We start from the raw sequence: 16,125 nt of genomic DNA on the forward strand, positions 1-16,125 counted from the left end.
TGCACTTCTGCGGAAGCTGCGCCCTTGCCGCCGTTGGCGTTTCTAGCGTTTCGAGGCCGTTGCATGCCGTTGTCGAACATCCGCATCATTCATCAGGACGCCGCCGTTCTGGTGATCGATAAGCCTACCCTGCTGCTTTCCGTTCCCGGCCGTGCCGACGACAACAAGGATTGCCTGATTACCCGCCTGCAGGAAAACGGTTACCCCGAAGCGCGTATCGTCCATCGCCTGGACTGGGAAACCTCGGGCATCATCCTGCTGGCTCGCGATGCCGATACGCATCGGGAACTGTCGCGTCAGTTTCACGACCGGGAAACCGAGAAAGCCTATACCGCGCTGTGCTGGGGACAACCGTCACTGGACAGCGGCAGTATCGATCTGCCGTTGCGCTATGACCCGCCCACCAAGCCCCGGCATGTGGTGGACCACGAAGCTGGCAAACACGCGCTGACGTTCTGGAAGGTTATCGAGCGGCATGATACTCACTGCCGCGTCGAGCTCACGCCGATCACTGGCCGCTCGCATCAGTTGCGTGTGCACATGCTGTCGATCGGGCATCCGCTGTTGGGTGATGGTCTGTACGCGCATCCGCAAGCGCTGGCGGCCTATCCACGTCTGTGTCTGCATGCCAGCATGCTGAGCTTCACGCATCCAGGCACCGGCGAGCGACTGACCTTCGAGTGTGCTGCTCCGTTCTGATCTGAATGCGTGGTGAGCGACACCTTGACTATCGTTCCTCACGCTCCAGCGTGGGAATGCAGTTCGTGACGCTCTGCGTCACATAGCGCTTCTGTGGCTGTGGTTAGCTGGCGAGAACCATCAGGTAACGATAAGTGCAACCCAAGGCAACGTTTGAGCCAATACGGTAAACTCGCGCCATTGTTGTCTGGAGCTATTTATGCGCGCAGAGTTGAACAAAGGCCTCATTGATTTCCTGAAGGCCTCTCCTACCCCATTCCACGCCACTGCCACACTCGTGCAACACTTCGAAGCCGCAGGTTTTCAGCGGCTGGACGAACGTGAGACTTGGGCGGTAGAAACCGGCGGTCGTTACTTCGTTACCCGTAATGACTCTTCTATCGTCGCTTTCCGGATGGGTCGTCAGTCGCCACTCACTGGCGGCATCCGCATGGTCGGCGCACACACCGACAGCCCGTGCCTGCGGGTCAAGCCGCAACCGGAACTGCAACGTCAGGGTTTTTGGCAATTGGGCGTCGAAGTCTACGGCGGCGCCCTGCTGGCTCCCTGGTTCGATCGTGATCTGTCGCTGGCCGGTCGTGTCACTTTCCGCCGCGATGGCAAGGTCGAAAGCCAGCTGATCGACTTCAAACTGCCGATCGCCGTGATTCCCAATCTGGCGATTCACCTGAACCGCACGGCCAACGAAGGCTGGGCGATCAATGCGCAAAACGAACTGCCCCCCATTCTGGCGCAGGTTGCCGGTGACGAGCGAGCGGACTTCCGGGCGCTGCTGACCGACCAACTGGCCCGCGAGCACGGACTCAATGCCGATGTGGTGCTCGATTATGAGCTGAGTTTCTACGACACTCAGGGCGCCGCCTTGGTCGGCCTCAACGGGGACTTCCTGGCAGGTGCACGCCTGGACAACCTGTTGTCGTGTTTCGCCGGGATGCAGGCACTGCTCAACACCGAGAGCGACGAAACCGCCCTGCTGGTGTGCACCGATCACGAAGAGGTCGGCTCGTCTTCTGCCTGTGGCGCAGACGGTGCGATGCTCGAGCAGATCGTCCAGCGCCTGCTGCCAAGCAGCGAAGACTACGTGCGTACGATTCAGAAGTCGCTGCTGATATCAGCCGACAATGCCCACGGCATTCATCCCAACTACGCTGACAAGCACGACGCCAATCATGGTCCCAAGCTCAATGCCGGGCCGGTGATCAAGGTCAACAGCAACCAGCGTTACGCCACCAACAGCGAAACCGCCGGTTTCTTCCGTCATCTGTGCATGGCCGAAGAAGTCCCGGTGCAGAGCTTTGTGGTGCGCAGCGACATGGGTTGCGGCTCGACCATCGGACCGATCACTGCCAGCCATCTGGGTATCCGCACTGTAGACATCGGCTTGCCGACGTTCGCCATGCACTCGATTCGCGAACTGGCCGGCAGCCATGACCTGGCGCACTTGGTCAAGGTACTGAGCGCGTTCTATGCCAGCCACGAGCTGCCATAACGGCTGAGGCGATCATCGATACCGTGGGGGCGGTCTGCTGCTCCCGCGTATCGGTGTTGACGCGCGCTAAAATGCTCATTGAAAGAAATAAAAACTTCTCTGATCACAACGATAAAAAAGATGCGTTTGCCTGCGTCATCCTGAACCACCTTGTACGCAACAAAAGGTCGTTCGTTTAGTTCGTTTATAAAGGGACTTCATGTCCCGAACTCCATCGACGCACCCTGTCGATGATTCAGTAGTGGAGCACTTGAATACGCTGGCTACTCGACCTCTATCCAGTCATCGTCCTCGTCGGGTTTATCGACAATATCGTCATCTTCGTTCACGTAATACGGTATGTCGGCTTCAACACCGTTCTCACCCGTTCTGGCAACCAGTTGCCTGTACCTCTTCCCGTCCCAGAGCCTGAAAATAAGCGTTGAGTCTTCTCCAGCCGAAAGCGTCGAGCCTTCACTGCCAATAAGTTTGCTACGGGCGCCTGCCGTCAAGATACTGTTCTTTCCTGCGGTCAATCTGCTTTGGTCTCCCGCCATCAGCGTACAGTCATGCCCGCCGGTCAGTTTGCTTCTATCCCCGGCAGTCAGATAACTGTTATTACCGGCCAATAGTTTGCTGCGGTCACCCGCGGTCTGATTACTGCCTGCACCGGCAATCAACCTGCTGCGATCACCCGCCAGCTGTACGCTGCCCGCACCGGCAATCAGCGTGCTGCGAAAACCTGCTGTCTGCGAGCTGCCCTTGCCGGCAATCAGCATGCTTTTATTTCCGGCGACCTGAATGCTTTCATGGCCTGCAATCAACGAGCTGCCGTAACTTGCAATCTGGTTACTGCCATAACCCGCAGTCAATGTGCTGCGAATGCCCGATGTAAGGCTACTGCCATACCCGGCGATCAAAACGCTGCGAAGTCCGGCGATCAGCGTGCTGCCATAGCCTGCCGTCAGAAAACTCCTGATTCCGCTGGTCAGGGTGCTGCCATAACCGGCGATCAATGAGCTGTCTTGCCCGGCCGTTGCAGTGCTGCCGTAGCCCGCAGTGAGCGAGCTTCCGTACTCTGCGGTCTGGGTACTGCCGTAACCAGCCGTGAGAGTGCTTTCATAGCCCGCTGTCTGCGTACTGCCATAACCGGCGATCAGCGAGCTGGCAAAGCCGGCAGTGGAGGTACTTCCGTACCCGGTGGTGAGCGAGCTGTTTTCCTGTGCGGTTTGCGTGCTGCCGTAACCGGCGGTCAAGGTGCTCTCGTAACCCGCAGTCTGCGTACTGCCATAACCCGCAATCAACGAACTCGCGTAGCCAGCAGTAGAAGTACTTCCATAACCTGTCACCAGGTCACTGCGCTCCTGCGCGGTTTGCGTACTGCCGTAACCGGCGGTCAACGTACTCTCGTAGCCTGCCGTCTGTGTACTGCCGTAACCCGCGATCAGCGAGCTGGAATAGCCCGCAGTAGAGGTACTTCCGTAGCCAGTGGTGAGCGAGCTGTTTTCCTGAGCGGTTTGCGTACTGCCATAACCGGTCGTCAACGTGCTCCCATAGCCTGCCGTCTGCGTGCTGCCATAGCCGGCGATCAAGGAACTGGAATAGCCCGCAGTCGACGTGCTTCCGTAGCCTGCGACCAGGTCGCTGCGCTCCTGTGCCGTCTGTGTACTGCCATAACCTGCGGTCATTATGCTTTTGAAGCCCGCCGTCTGAGTGCTGCCGTAGCCGGCGATCAGCGAACTGTTTGACCCTGCCGTCGAAGTGCTGCCATAGCCTGCGACCAGGTCGCTGTGTTCTCTGGCGGTCTGGGTACTGCCATAACCGGCGGTCAGCATGCTTTTGTAACTCGCGGTCTGGGTGCTGCCATAACCTGCGATCAGCGAACTGCCTGAGCCTGCGGTTCCCGTACTGCCATAGCCCGCAACCAGGTCACTACCGTCCCTGGCAGTCTGAGTACTCCCATAACCAGCGGTCAGGATACTTTTGTGGCCGGCTGTCTGTGTGCTCCCATAACCCGCGATGATGAAGCTCTCATGACCCGCGGTGCCTGTACTTCCGTAACCGGTGGTGAGGTTACTGGCAGCCCCGGCCGTTTGCGTACTGCCATAGCCTGATGTAAGTACGCTGCCCTGCTGTGCGGTCTGGGTACTGCCATAACCTGCCGTGAGCGAGCTGTCACTGCCCGAGGTTTGCGTACTGCCGTAACCGGCGATCAACGAGCTGTCAGCGCCAGCTGTTCCCGTACTGCCATACCCGGCCGTCAGGGTGCTGCCTTCACGGGCAGTCTGGGTACTGCCATAGCCTGCGGTAAGCGAACTTTCGCTGCCTGATGTCTGCGTGCTGCCATATCCGGCGATCAACGAACTGTCGGCACCTGCTGTACCAGTGCTGCCATAACCCGCGGTCAGGTTGCTGCCTTCCTGGGCCGTCTGCGTACTGCCGTAACCCGCTGTCAGCGCACTGTCACTTCCAGACGTCTGCGTGCTGCCATAGCCGGCGATCAACGAGCTGTCGACACCTGCTGTGCCCGTGCTGCCGTACCCCGCTGTCAGGTTGCTGCCTTCCTGGGCCGTCTGCGTACTGCCGTAACCTGCCGTAAGCGAACTGTCACTGCCCGATGTTTGCGTGCTGCCATAACCGGCGATCAGCGAGCTGTCGGAACCTGCCGTGCCGGTGCTGCCGTACCCAGCGGTGAGATTGCTGCCTTCCTGAGCCGTTTGCGTGCTGCCGTAGCCTGCGGTCAGAGCGCTGTCACTCCCCGAAGTCTGCGTGCTGCCATAGCCGGCGATCAACGAGCTGTCGGCACCTGCTGTACCAGTGCTGCCGTACCCGGAGGTCAGGTTGCTGCCTTCCTGGGCCGTCTGCGTACTGCCGTAGCCCGCTGTCAGCGAACTGTCGCCGCCCGAGGTTTGTGTACTGCCATAGCCGGCAATCAACGAGCTATCCGAGCCTGCCGTGCCGGTGCTGCCATACCCTGCGGTGAGGTTGCTGCCTTCCTGAGCCGTTTGTGTGCTGCCGTAGCCTGCTGTGAGCGAGCTGTCTTCTCCGGAAGTCTGAGTACTGCCGTAACCGGCGATCAGCGAGCTATCGGAGCCCGCCGTGCCGGTGCTGCCGTACCCGGCCGTCAGGTTGCTGCCTTCGCGGGCGGTCTGGGTGCTGCCGTAACCCGCCGTCAGCGCGCTGTCCCCACCGGCGGTCTGGGTGCTTCCATAGCCTGCTACCAGCGAGCTGTCGGAGCCGGCGGTGCCTGTACTTCCATAACCGGCAATCAGATCACTGTGGTTGCCAGCGGTCTCGTTACTGCCATAACCGGCAATGAGCCGGCTGTTGTTGTCGCCACTCAACGTGCTGCCGTAAGTAGCGGTCTGCAAATTCTGCGGCGTCGTCACCGGCAGGGTGTTTACTGAGGGGGCAGCTGCGCTGACCAACGCCACATCGAACACTTCATGACTGGGCTGTTCTACCACCGGTAACGCGATATTTGCTGCCGCAGGCGTGGGCGTGGCCATTGGCGTTGGCGTTGGCGTTGGCGTTGGCGTTGATGCAGGGTCGGCCTGACGTGCCGAAATGAAGTGTGATGCGCTGATCCTGTCGCCGACATGAACCACCTCGGCCCGCGGAAACTTGACCATCCCCGGCTCTTCCAGACCGATGATGTCTGCAACGGCGACTTCACAGACAATCCATCGCGCATCGGCATGCACGCTTAGAAAAGCGCTGGTTCCAGCGCCCCACAGTAAACCGACCAGACCATTCTCATGCCGCCTGGTTGACTGCCAGTATTTGGATTCCACCGTGCCGGAGGCGGGCCATATAAGGCCGCAATGATCGGCCATGTTATTTGCACAGGTACGCAGTACCAACGCCTTGTCGATATTCATTACAGCATCCTCATAGATCCTTTAAATAAAAGCAGCTGCACTTATCAAGCATTGCTTTACAGGACAACCGCCGTGTCAGCCTTAATCCTAAAGTGGAACGATGGTGCACATTACATCAACTAAGCAGCGCACATCCGTCCACACTAAAAACTTACCACACCCTATTAAGAAGCATTAATTAATATTGAGATTTTTCTTATAGCCCGCTAAAAATTAGAATAATTAATCTGGAAAATCTCATGAAAAAACCAACTAATTTAACCCCGCCACGCCAGAAGCAATAGAATAATTCTCATTAAATTTTTTTGTTAATCAAACGCAGGCATTACACAAAACCTATTAAACAGGCTGTGCACTGCGCAAGTTTTTATCAAATAAATGAGTATTTACTTATAGAAAACAGCGAACTAACGTTGGTACAGGCCGCGCTTGGGAAGTGGGCTTGCCACACCGGCATTCAGTCGCCATGCACCTCTGCGCGCACATGAATAGCATCATGACGCCAGTATTCGATATCGCAGTCGATCAACCGGTCTTTACGGTCGTAATTGACACGCGCAATGCGCAGGCCCGGGCTACCAGGCGAAACCTTCAGTGCGGCAGCCGCGTCGGCATGCAGCGCGGTCGGCATCATGTCGAAACGCACCTGCCCGTAATGCACGTCATAACTGCGAGCATAAAGCTCGGTGAGTGATTCGTTGAGATCATGCTCTAGAATGCCGGGGAACAATTCCGGCCTCAGGTAGTGCTCGACGTAAAGCACCAGCCGCTGATCGATTCGCCGCGCGCGACAGATCTGGACCACGCTCGACAGCGCCGGCAGTTCCAGCATTTCGCAGATCAGCGCTGAAGCAGGTTGCAGGCGCGCCGACAGAAGCAGGGTATGCGGCACCCTGCCCTGGGCACAGACCATAGCGTGGAAATGGCTGCGCCTGATCAGGTCATAGGCCAGTCGCGGCGGGGAAATGAACCAGCCACGACGCTCTTCCCGGTAGATCAGCCCCTGCGCTTCGAGCTGCAAAAGCGCTTCACGCAAGGTGATGCGGGTGGTGGCGAATACCTCACTGAGCTTGCGTTCTGCAGGCAACTTGCTGCCATGCGGCAACAAGCCGTGTTCGATCTGCTCCTGCAGCGCATGGCAAATCGTTGTTACCGCCCGTGGTACATCTTCGCGCATTCCGGTATCCGTCTGGACTAGACCAGCCCTGTTACGAGGCATACATCAGTTCGGCCAACGCCGTTGACTCCGTTACCGTGAGCCTAGGCCGGGTACATGACTGTCCTGTTACAGGACAAGTCACGTTCCATGCCAACTGCGCCGAAAACAGCCCTTGAACCCTTGCTCAGCGCGCACGTTGCGATGGTCTACGCTTAGCGCCAGGCACTGCCGGGGCCCGTGAAAAACGACTTTGTCTGCGCAACACGACACGAAAATGTCATGCAAAACGCCTAACTTGGCTCAGGTATTGCTGATCTAGACCAAACAATCCGCAACGAACGCTTCTCTCAAGAAGTGCACTAGGAGCTCCGAATGAAACATCTTTTGTTGGCATCACTCCTCGGTTCAGCCATGGCAATGAGTTCGCTGGTCATGGCTGCGGACACGGATCTTAAAACGCTGGAGGCTGCGGCCAAGGCTGAAGGCGCGGTCAACAGCCTCGGCATGCCGAATGACTGGGCAAACTGGGGCGGCATCTGGAAAGACCTGGAAGCCAAGTACGGCCTCAAGCACATGGACACCGACATGAGTTCGGCCCAGGAGATCGCCAAGTTCGAGGCGGAAAAAGATAACGCCAGCGGTGACATTGGCGACGTCGGCGCAGCGTTCGGCCCTATCGCCGCAGCAAAAGGCGTCACCCAGCCTTACAAGCCGACCACCTGGGAGCAGATTCCGGAATGGGCCAAGGACAAGGACGGCCACTGGGCGCTGGCCTACACCGGCACCATCGCTTTCATCGTCAACAAAAATCTGCTGCACGGCTCTGAAATCCCGAAAAGCTGGGCTGACCTGAAAACCGGTAAATACAAGGTTTCCATCGGCGACGTGAGCACTGCGGCTCAGGCTGCCAACGGTGTACTGGCAGCAGCCATCGCCATGAAAGGGGACGAAACCAACATCGCACCGGGCCTGGCACTGTTCACCGATCTGGCCAAACAGAAGCGTCTGTCACTGGCCAACCCGACCATTCAGACTATCGAGAAAGGCGAAATCGAAGTCGGTGTGGTCTGGGACTTCAATGGCCTGAGCTACAAAGCCAAGATGACCAAGCCCGATGATTACGTAGTGCTGATCCCGTCGGATGGCTCGGTGATTTCCGGCTACACCACCATCATCAACAAGTACGCCAAGCACCCGAACGCCGCCAAGCTGGCGCGTGAATACACCTTTAGCGATGCGGGTCAGATCAGGCTGGCAGAAGGCAATGCGCGCCCGATTCGCGTAGAGCACATCAAACTGCCTGAAGATGTTCAAGCCAAATTGCTGCCGCAAGACCAGTACAAGAATGTCAAACCGATCGAGAAAGCAGACGCATGGGAGAAAACCTCCAAAGCGCTGCCGCAGATGTGGAACGAGCAGGTCATCATCGAGATGAACTGATTCTCTCCTGCGGCTCAGGGATGAAGTCGTGTACACCGGGCGAGCCAGTCTCGCCCGTTCTTTCAAAGCGAGTCGCCCATGAAACACAACGTCATCCTGATCGTGCTAGACGGCCTCAATTACGAAGTGGCACGCCATGCGATGGGGCATCTTCAAGCCTGGCACGCTGCAGGACGGGCCGCGCTCTACAAGATGGAATGCGAACTGCCCGCCCTCTCCCGTCCCCTTTACGAATGCATACTGACCGGTGTCGCGCCCATTGACAGCGGCATCGTGCACAACAACGTCTCGCGCCTGTCGAATCAGCGCAGCATCTTTCACTATGCTCGCGACGCCGGGCTGAGTACGGCAGCGGCGGCCTATCACTGGGTCAGCGAGCTGTACAACCGTGCGCCTTTCGACCCGGCACGCGATCGCCACACCGAGGCAGCGGACCTGCCGATCCAGCACGGCCTGTTCTACTGGGCCGATCACTACCCTGATTCGCACCTGTTCGCCGACGCCGAAAGTCTGCGTCTAAGCCACGCCCCGAACTTTCTGCTGATTCACCCCATGAACATCGACGACGCCGGGCACAAGCACGGCCTCGATACTGCGCAGTACCGCAACAGCGCCCGCAGCGCCGACATCATTCTGGCTGACTACCTGCAACGCTGGCTGGACGCGGGTTATCAAGTGCTGGTGACGGCCGACCACGGCATGAACAATGACCGCTCGCACAACGGGCTGTTGCCGGAAGAGCGGGAAGTGCCGTTGTTCGTCATCGGTGATGCCTTCACCTTGAATGTTGACGCAGCGCCGCGCCAGACCGACCTGTGCGGCACGGTCTGCGAGCTGCTGGGTATCCCCCACGACAAGCCGATCTGCCGGGAGCTCCTCAATTGACGACCTTTTCCCGAGGCAAGTGGCTGGGCCTGTTGTGCCTGCTGCCCTTCGCCGTATTCTTCATCGTGTTTCAGATTGCACCGCTGTTGTGGGTCGCGATTCACAGCCTGCAAAGCGATGCCGGCTGGGGCTGGGAAAACTTCACCCGGGCGTTCAGCTCGAAGTTCTATCGGCAGGCCATTCAGTACAGCCTGGAGATCAGTTTCTGGTCGAGCCTGTTCGGCATCGTCATCTCCGTCCTGGGCGCCTATTCACTGCGCAAGGTGGATTCGCGGCTGCGCGACTTCGTCAATTCCTTCGCCAACATGACCAGCAATTTTGCCGGTGTTCCACTGGCGTTCGCGTTCATCATCCTGCTGGGGTTCAACGGCGCGCTGACCCTGATCCTCAAGCAGACCGGGATCATCGATGACTTCAACCTGTATTCCAAGACCGGGCTGATCATCCTCTATACCTACTTCCAGATCCCCCTGGGTGTGCTGCTGCTCTACCCGGCATTCGATGCCGTGCGCGAAGACTGGAACGAGTCGGCAGCGTTGCTGGGTGCCAGCAGCTATCAGTTCTGGCGCTACATCGGCCTGCCGGTGCTGACCCCGGCACTGCTCGGCACCTTCGTCATTCTGCTGGCCAATGCGCTCGGCGCCTATGCCACGGTCTACGCGCTGACCACCGGAAATTTCAACGTACTGCCCATTCGTATCGCGGCAATGGTCGCGGGCGATATCACGCTTGATCCGAACATGGCCAGCGCGCTGGCGATGATTCTGGTCGGGCTCATGACCCTGGTCACCGTGGTCCATCAGTGGCTGTTGAGAAGGAGCTACCATGTCACGCGTTGAACGAGGGCCTGCGAGCATTTATCACAAGACAGTGGTCTACCTGCTGTTCCTGATCCTCTTGCTGCCGCTGGCCGGCACCTTTCTGTACTCGATCGCGACCAGTTGGTCGGCGACCATTCTGCCCAGCGGCCTGACCTTCAAATGGTACGTGGCGCTGTGGAGCGACCCGCGCTTTCTGACGGCGTTCGGCCAGTCATTGCTGGTCTGCGTTGGCGCACTGGTCCTTTCGGTGGTGCTGATTCTGCCCCTGCTGTTCGTCGTGCATTACTACTTTCCGCGCCTCGACGGGCTGATGAACATCCTCATCCTGCTGCCGTTCGCCGTACCGCCGGTGGTCTCCTCGGTCGGCCTGCTGCAGCTGTATGGCTCAGGGCCCATGGCCATGGTCGGCACACCGTGGATTCTGATCGGCTGTTACTTCACGGTCGCCCTGCCCTTCATGTACCGCGCCATCACCAACAACCTGCAGGCCATCAACCTGACGGACCTGATGGATGCAGCCCAATTGCTCGGCGCCAGCACCTGGCAGGCGGCGTTCATGGTCGTGCTGCCCAACCTGCGCAAGGGCCTGATGATTGCCCTGCTGCTGTCGTTCTCGTTTCTGTTCGGCGAATTCGTGTTCGCCAACCTGCTGGTCGGCACGCGCTATGAAACCCTGCAGGTCTACCTCAACAACATGCGCAACAGCAGCGGTCACTTCAACAGTGCGCTGGTGATTTCCTATTTCCTCTTCGTGCTGGTGCTGACCTGGGCCGCCAATCGACTGAACAAGGACAAAGACTGAGATGAGTTTTGTCAGCATTGAAAACCTGCAGAAAAGCTACGCCAGCACGTCAGTGTTCAGCGACATCAACTGCAGCATCGCGAAGGGCGAATTCGTTACCTTGCTGGGCCCGTCGGGCTGCGGCAAATCCACCTTATTGCGTTGTATCGCCGGGCTGACCCCGGTCAACAGCGGGCGCATTCTGCTCGATGGCAGCGACCTGGTGCCGCTCACACCGCAAAAGCGCAACATCGGCATGGTGTTCCAGAGCTATGCGCTGTTTCCCAACATGACCGTCGAGCAAAACGTAGCCTTCGGCCTGCGGATTCAGAAAGTCAGTGCCGACGAGAGCGCAAGGCGCGTTGCCGAGATTCTGCGCATGGTCGAGTTGCACGATTTTGCCACGCGCTACCCGCATCAGTTGTCAGGCGGGCAATGCCAGCGCGTCGCGCTGGCACGCTCGCTGGTCACTCGCCCGCGTCTGCTGTTGCTCGATGAGCCGCTGTCAGCGCTGGATGCGCGGATTCGCAAGAACCTGCGCGAACAGATCCGCGCCATTCAGCGCGAGCTGAGCCTGACCACTATTTTCGTGACCCACGACCAGGAAGAAGCGCTGACCATGTCAGACCGTATTTTCCTGATGAACCAGGGCCGGATTGTGCAGAGCGGCGACGCCGAAACCCTCTATACCGCGCCTGTGGACGTCTTCGCCGCAGGCTTCATCGGCAACTACAACCTGCTGGAAGCCGACGACGCCACTCGCCTGATGCAGCGCCCGATCAACAGCCGTGTCGCGATCCGCCCTGAATCGATCCAATTGAGCCTGACAGGCGAACTGGAAGGCGAAGTACGCAGTCACAGTCTGCTTGGCAACGTCATCCGCTACCGGGTGCAGGCCCGTGGCGTGGAACTGGTGGTCGACGTGCTGAACCGCAGCGCCGACGACCTGCACCCGGACGGAAGGCGTGTAACACTGAACATCGAACCGTCGGCACTTTGCGCCTTGAACTGAACGCGCCGTGAACTGAATTTGTTCTGCACGAATAACGCCACACGCTTGCCGATCAAGACGCCAAGCGTGAAGCTGACAACTGATTCAACAGACTTTAGGAGAAACGCACATGCCCCTGGCAATTTTCGACCTGGACGAGACCCTGATCGGTGGTGACTGCGCCACGCTCTGGAGCGAGCAGATGGGTCGCCTGGGCTGGGTTGATTCGACGTCGTTCATGCAACGCAACGACGAACTGATGGCTGCCTACAGCGCGGGCGAGCTCGCGATGGAAGACTACATGGCCTTCAGCCTGGAACCCATGGCTGGCCGTACACCTGAAGAAATCGATCATCTGGTCGGCCCTTGGGTCGAGGACGTCATCGAGCCGATCATCTACAGCGACGCCTGCACCTGCATTGCAAAGCATCGCGCCAAGGGTGACCGCATTCTGGTGATCTCGGCGTCGGGCGTGCACCTGGTCAAGCCGATTGCCGAACGCCTCGGGATCGACGAAGTGCTGGGTATCGAGCTGGAGGTGCAGCATGGCGTCTACAGCGGTGCCACCGTCGGCGTGCTGACCTATCGGGAAGGCAAGATCACGCGCCTGATGGAGTGGCTGGATGCCGAGGGGGAAAATCTCGAGGGTGCGAGTTTCTATTCGGATTCGCGCAATGACCTGCCGCTGCTGCTCAAGGTTGACCACCCTAACGTGGTCAACCCCGATGCCGTGTTACTGGAACACGCGCAGAAAGCAGGCTGGCCGGTGCACGACTGGAGCTGAGTCCAGAGGCACCGCCGGGTCAGACCAGACTTTCGTCGATCACCAGCACGATCTTGCCGGACACCGTGTTGGTCGCCAGCTCTTCGAACGCCGCTTCGGCATCCTTGACCGCAAAGGATTTCGCCAGTTGCGGCTTGAGGCGACCTTCAGTGAACAGCGGCCAGACGTGCTGGCCCAGATCGCTGAGCAGATCGGCCTTGAATGTATCGTCGCGGCTGCGCAGGGTCGATCCCATCAACTGGATACGCTTGCCCAGCACGTGAGCCAGATCCACCTGCGCCTCGCGGCCGCTCATGATGCCGATCAGCACCCAGCGACCATCCAGGGCCAGCAGTTTGACGTTGAGCTCGGCGTAGCTCGCCCCCACCGGGTCGAGGATGACGTTGAACGGTGCAAAATCGTTCAGGCCCTCAAGACTTTCGCTGCGTACCACGCCGCCCTGAGCACCCAGTTCGACGCAATAGGCCAGCCGTTCGGCCGAGCCGACGCTGACCCAGACCGGGTTGCCAAACGCCTTGCAAAGCTGAATCCCGGCTGAACCAACCCCACTTGCACCAGCGTGCAATAAAACCTTCTCGCCAGGCTTGAGCCCGGCGAGCTCGAACAGGTTCAGCCACGCCGTGGCATAGACCTCGGGAATGGCCGCCGCCTCATGCAGCGACAGCCCTTCCGGTACCGGCAGCACGTGTCGCCCGTCGACCACCACTTCTTCGGCCATCGCCCCGCCCGCCAACAGCGCGCAGACGCGGTCTCCGACCACCCAGGACGTACCCGGGCCGACTTCGGCGATCACGCCCGAGCACTCCAGACCCAGTGTCTGAGTGACGCCGGGCGGCGGCGGATACTTGCCTTCGCGCTGCAGCAGATCGGCACGATTCAAACCTGCAGCTGCCACTTTGATACGTACCTGCCCCACATCAAGGGCCGGACTCGGCTCCTCGACCCATTCCACATGTCCTTCAACGCCTTGCAATGCCTTCACGGTGCCTCCATAGTGAGTCCAGACTGAGCCCGTGGCTGTTTTGCCCGGGCTTTTGCATTATGCGGCCGGGTCCAAAGGAACCGGCGACCTCAAAGACGGCCTAATATGCGTTATCAATTGTCCTCGCGTCGAATCAGCATGAAGCAATTATTCCCCAGCACTGCCCTCGCACTGTTTGTCGGCCTTAGCGTTTTGCCGATGTCAGCCAGTACCTTTGCCGCCAACAGCTGGGATAACCTTCAGCCGGACCGCGACGAAGTGATTGCCAGCCTCAACGTGGTTGAGCTGCTCAAACGACATCACTACAGCAAGCCGCCCCTGGACGACAAGCGCTCAGCGATTATTTACCAGAGCTACATCAAGCAACTGGACCCCTCGCGCAGCTATTTCATGGCCAGCGACATTGCCGATTTCGACAAATGGCAATTCCAGTTCGACGATTTCCTGAAAAGTGGCGACCTGAACGCCGGCTTCATCATCTACAAGCGCTATCTGGACCGCGTCAACGCGCGTCTGAACTTTGCGCTGGGCGAGTTGGGCAAGGGCGTCGACAAGCTCGACTTCAATACCAAGGAAACCCTGCTGGTCGACCGCAAGGACGCCGCATGGCCCAAGGATACAGCCGAGCTCGACGAACTGTGGCGCAAGCGCATCAAGGATGAAGTCCTGCGGTTGAAGATTGCAGGCAAGGACCCGGCGAAGATTCAGGAAACCCTGACCAAACGCTACAAGAATCAGCAGGCGCGTCTGAACCAGACCCGTGCCGAAGATATCTTCCAGGCCTACATCAACACGTTCGCCATGTCCTACGACCCGCACACCAACTACCTGTCACCTGACAGCGCGGAGAACTTCGACATCAACATGAGCCTGTCGCTGGAAGGCATCGGCGCCGTGTTGCAGAGCGACAACGACAACGTGAAGATCGTGCGTCTGGTCCCGGCAGGTCCAGCGGCCAAGACCAAGCAGGTCGCGCCGGCCGACAAGATCGTGGCCGTTGCCCAGGGCGACAAGGAAATGGTCGACGTGATCGGCTGGCGCCTGGATGAAGTGGTCAAGCTGATCCGCGGTCCGAAAGGATCCGTGGTACGCCTGGAGATCATCCCGGCCAGCAATGCGCCGAATGACCAGACCAGCAAGATCGTTGCCATCACCCGTGAAGCGGTGAAACTGGAAGAACAGGCGGCCAAGAAGTCGATCCTGCACATCAAGCAGGATGGCAAGGACTACAAGCTCGGCGTCATCGACATTCCGGCCTTTTATCTGGACTTCAAGGCCTACCGTGCTGGCGATCCGGAATACAAGAGCACCACCCGTGACGTGAAGAAACTGCTCACCGAGTTGCAGGCCGAGAAGGTCGACGGTGTGGTTCTGGATCTGCGCAACAACGGTGGTGGTTCGTTGCAGGAAGCCACCGAGCTGACCAGCCTGTTCATCGACAAGGGCCCGACCGTACTGGTGCGTAATGCCGACGGCAAGGTCGACGTTCTGGAAGACGAAGCCAAGGGCGCGTTCTACAAAGGCCCGATGGCATTGCTGGTCAACCGTCTGTCTGCTTCGGCATCGGAGATTTTCGCCGGGGCGATGCAGGATTATCACCGCGCGCTGGTGATCGGAGGTCAGACCTTCGGTAAAGGCACCGTGCAGACCATTCAGCCGCTCAATCACGGCGAACTGAAACTGACGCTGGCCAAGTTCTACCGGGTTTCCGGCCAGAGTACCCAGCATCAGGGTGTGGTACCGGACATCACTTACCCGTCGCTGATCGACACCAAGGAAATCGGCGAGAGCGCGCTGCCCGAGGCCATGCCGTGGGACAGCATCAAACCGGCGATCAGGCCGGCGATCGATCCGTTCAAGCCGTTCCTGGCCCAATTGCAGGCGCGTCATGAGGCACGCTCGGCAAAAGACGCCGAGTTCGTGTTCATCGAGGATCGCCTGGCGCTGGCCAAGAAGCTGATGAACGAAAAGACCGTCAGTCTCAATGAAGCTGACCGTCGTGCCGAGCATGCCTCTATCGAAAGCAAGCAGCTTGCGCTGGAAAACACCCGCCGCAAGGCCAAGGGTGAAGAGCCGCTCAAAGAGCTGAAGAAAGAGGACGAAGACGCGCTGCCGGTAGAAGACGAGAAAACCAAACCCGAGGACGATGCCTATCTGGCAGAGACCGGGCGCATTCTTATCGACTACCTGGGTCTGAGTGCGGCTGTCGCGAAAAAGTAACGCAGCCTCATTGA

At 58.8% G+C, this 16,125-nt stretch carries 12 protein-coding genes; 9 read left to right on the forward strand and 3 right to left on the reverse strand.

All coding sequences use genetic code 11. The features are described 5' to 3' along the window. Positions 1 to 63: 63 nt before the first annotated feature. Positions 64 to 699 carry an RluA family pseudouridine synthase gene (locus tag JOE33_RS06095; protein WP_010432599.1) on the forward strand — a complete coding sequence of 212 codons (636 nt, stop codon included), beginning with the start codon at positions 64 to 66 and terminating at the stop codon, positions 697 to 699. 199 nt (positions 700 to 898) lie between these two features. After that, entirely contained in the window at positions 899 to 2,188 is a 1,290-nt protein-coding gene (locus tag JOE33_RS06100; RefSeq protein WP_010432602.1) for a M18 family aminopeptidase, read from the forward strand. A gap of 263 nt (positions 2,189 to 2,451) precedes the next feature. On the opposite strand, the gene JOE33_RS06105 is transcribed toward JOE33_RS06100, so the two are convergent. Next, entirely contained in the window at positions 2,452 to 6,048 is a 3,597-nt protein-coding gene (locus JOE33_RS06105) for an Ice nucleation protein (RefSeq protein ID WP_209924046.1), read from the reverse strand. A 457-nt stretch (positions 6,049 to 6,505) separates the two neighbouring features. After that, positions 6,506 to 7,225 (reverse strand): UTRA domain-containing protein, encoded by a 720-nt coding sequence (locus JOE33_RS06110; RefSeq protein WP_032612107.1) that lies wholly within the window; start codon positions 7,223 to 7,225, stop codon positions 6,506 to 6,508. Positions 7,226 to 7,579: 354 nt separating this feature from the next. Between JOE33_RS06110 and JOE33_RS06115 the strand changes: the two genes are divergently transcribed. The 6 genes from JOE33_RS06115 (at position 7,580) to JOE33_RS06140 (ending at position 12,909) form a co-directional block, all read left to right on the forward strand. Further along, positions 7,580 to 8,647, forward strand: a complete 1,068-nt coding sequence (locus JOE33_RS06115; RefSeq protein ID WP_010439519.1) for an ABC transporter substrate-binding protein — start codon at positions 7,580 to 7,582, stop codon at positions 8,645 to 8,647. 78 nt (positions 8,648 to 8,725) lie between these two features. Then, entirely contained in the window at positions 8,726 to 9,532 is an 807-nt protein-coding gene (locus JOE33_RS06120) for an alkaline phosphatase family protein (RefSeq protein ID WP_122579419.1), read from the forward strand. Beyond that, complete coding sequence (locus JOE33_RS06125) at positions 9,529 to 10,371, forward strand: ABC transporter permease subunit (RefSeq protein WP_054994557.1); 843 nt, start codon at positions 9,529 to 9,531, stop codon at positions 10,369 to 10,371. The genes JOE33_RS06120 and JOE33_RS06125 overlap by 4 nt, the downstream gene beginning before the upstream one ends. Then, positions 10,358 to 11,155: an ABC transporter permease gene (locus tag JOE33_RS06130; RefSeq protein WP_003368352.1), complete on the forward strand. Its 798-nt coding sequence runs from the start codon at positions 10,358 to 10,360 to the stop codon at positions 11,153 to 11,155. The genes JOE33_RS06125 and JOE33_RS06130 overlap by 14 nt, the downstream gene beginning before the upstream one ends. Before the next feature lies 1 nt (position 11,156). Further along, positions 11,157 to 12,146 carry an ABC transporter ATP-binding protein gene (locus JOE33_RS06135; RefSeq protein ID WP_010439513.1) on the forward strand — a complete coding sequence of 330 codons (990 nt, stop codon included), beginning with the start codon at positions 11,157 to 11,159 and terminating at the stop codon, positions 12,144 to 12,146. 109 nt (positions 12,147 to 12,255) lie between these two features. Continuing rightward, positions 12,256 to 12,909 carry an HAD family hydrolase gene (locus JOE33_RS06140; protein ID WP_032612104.1) on the forward strand — a complete coding sequence of 218 codons (654 nt, stop codon included), beginning with the start codon at positions 12,256 to 12,258 and terminating at the stop codon, positions 12,907 to 12,909. Positions 12,910 to 12,928: 19 nt separating this feature from the next. Here the strand turns inward: JOE33_RS06140 and JOE33_RS06145 are convergent, their stop codons facing one another. Beyond that, positions 12,929 to 13,891 carry an NAD(P)H-quinone oxidoreductase gene (locus JOE33_RS06145; RefSeq protein WP_010439510.1) on the reverse strand — a complete coding sequence of 321 codons (963 nt, stop codon included), beginning with the start codon at positions 13,889 to 13,891 and terminating at the stop codon, positions 12,929 to 12,931. A gap of 138 nt (positions 13,892 to 14,029) precedes the next feature. Between JOE33_RS06145 and JOE33_RS06150 the strand changes: the two genes are divergently transcribed. Continuing rightward, positions 14,030 to 16,111, forward strand: coding sequence for a carboxy terminal-processing peptidase (locus tag JOE33_RS06150; protein ID WP_186005904.1), 2,082 nt, complete (start codon positions 14,030 to 14,032; stop codon positions 16,109 to 16,111). Positions 16,112 to 16,125 lie beyond the last annotated feature (14 nt).

The sequence above is a fragment of the Pseudomonas sp. PvP027 genome, from assembly GCF_017833005.1.
Lineage (GTDB): Bacteria > Pseudomonadota > Gammaproteobacteria > Pseudomonadales > Pseudomonadaceae > Aquipseudomonas > Aquipseudomonas congelans.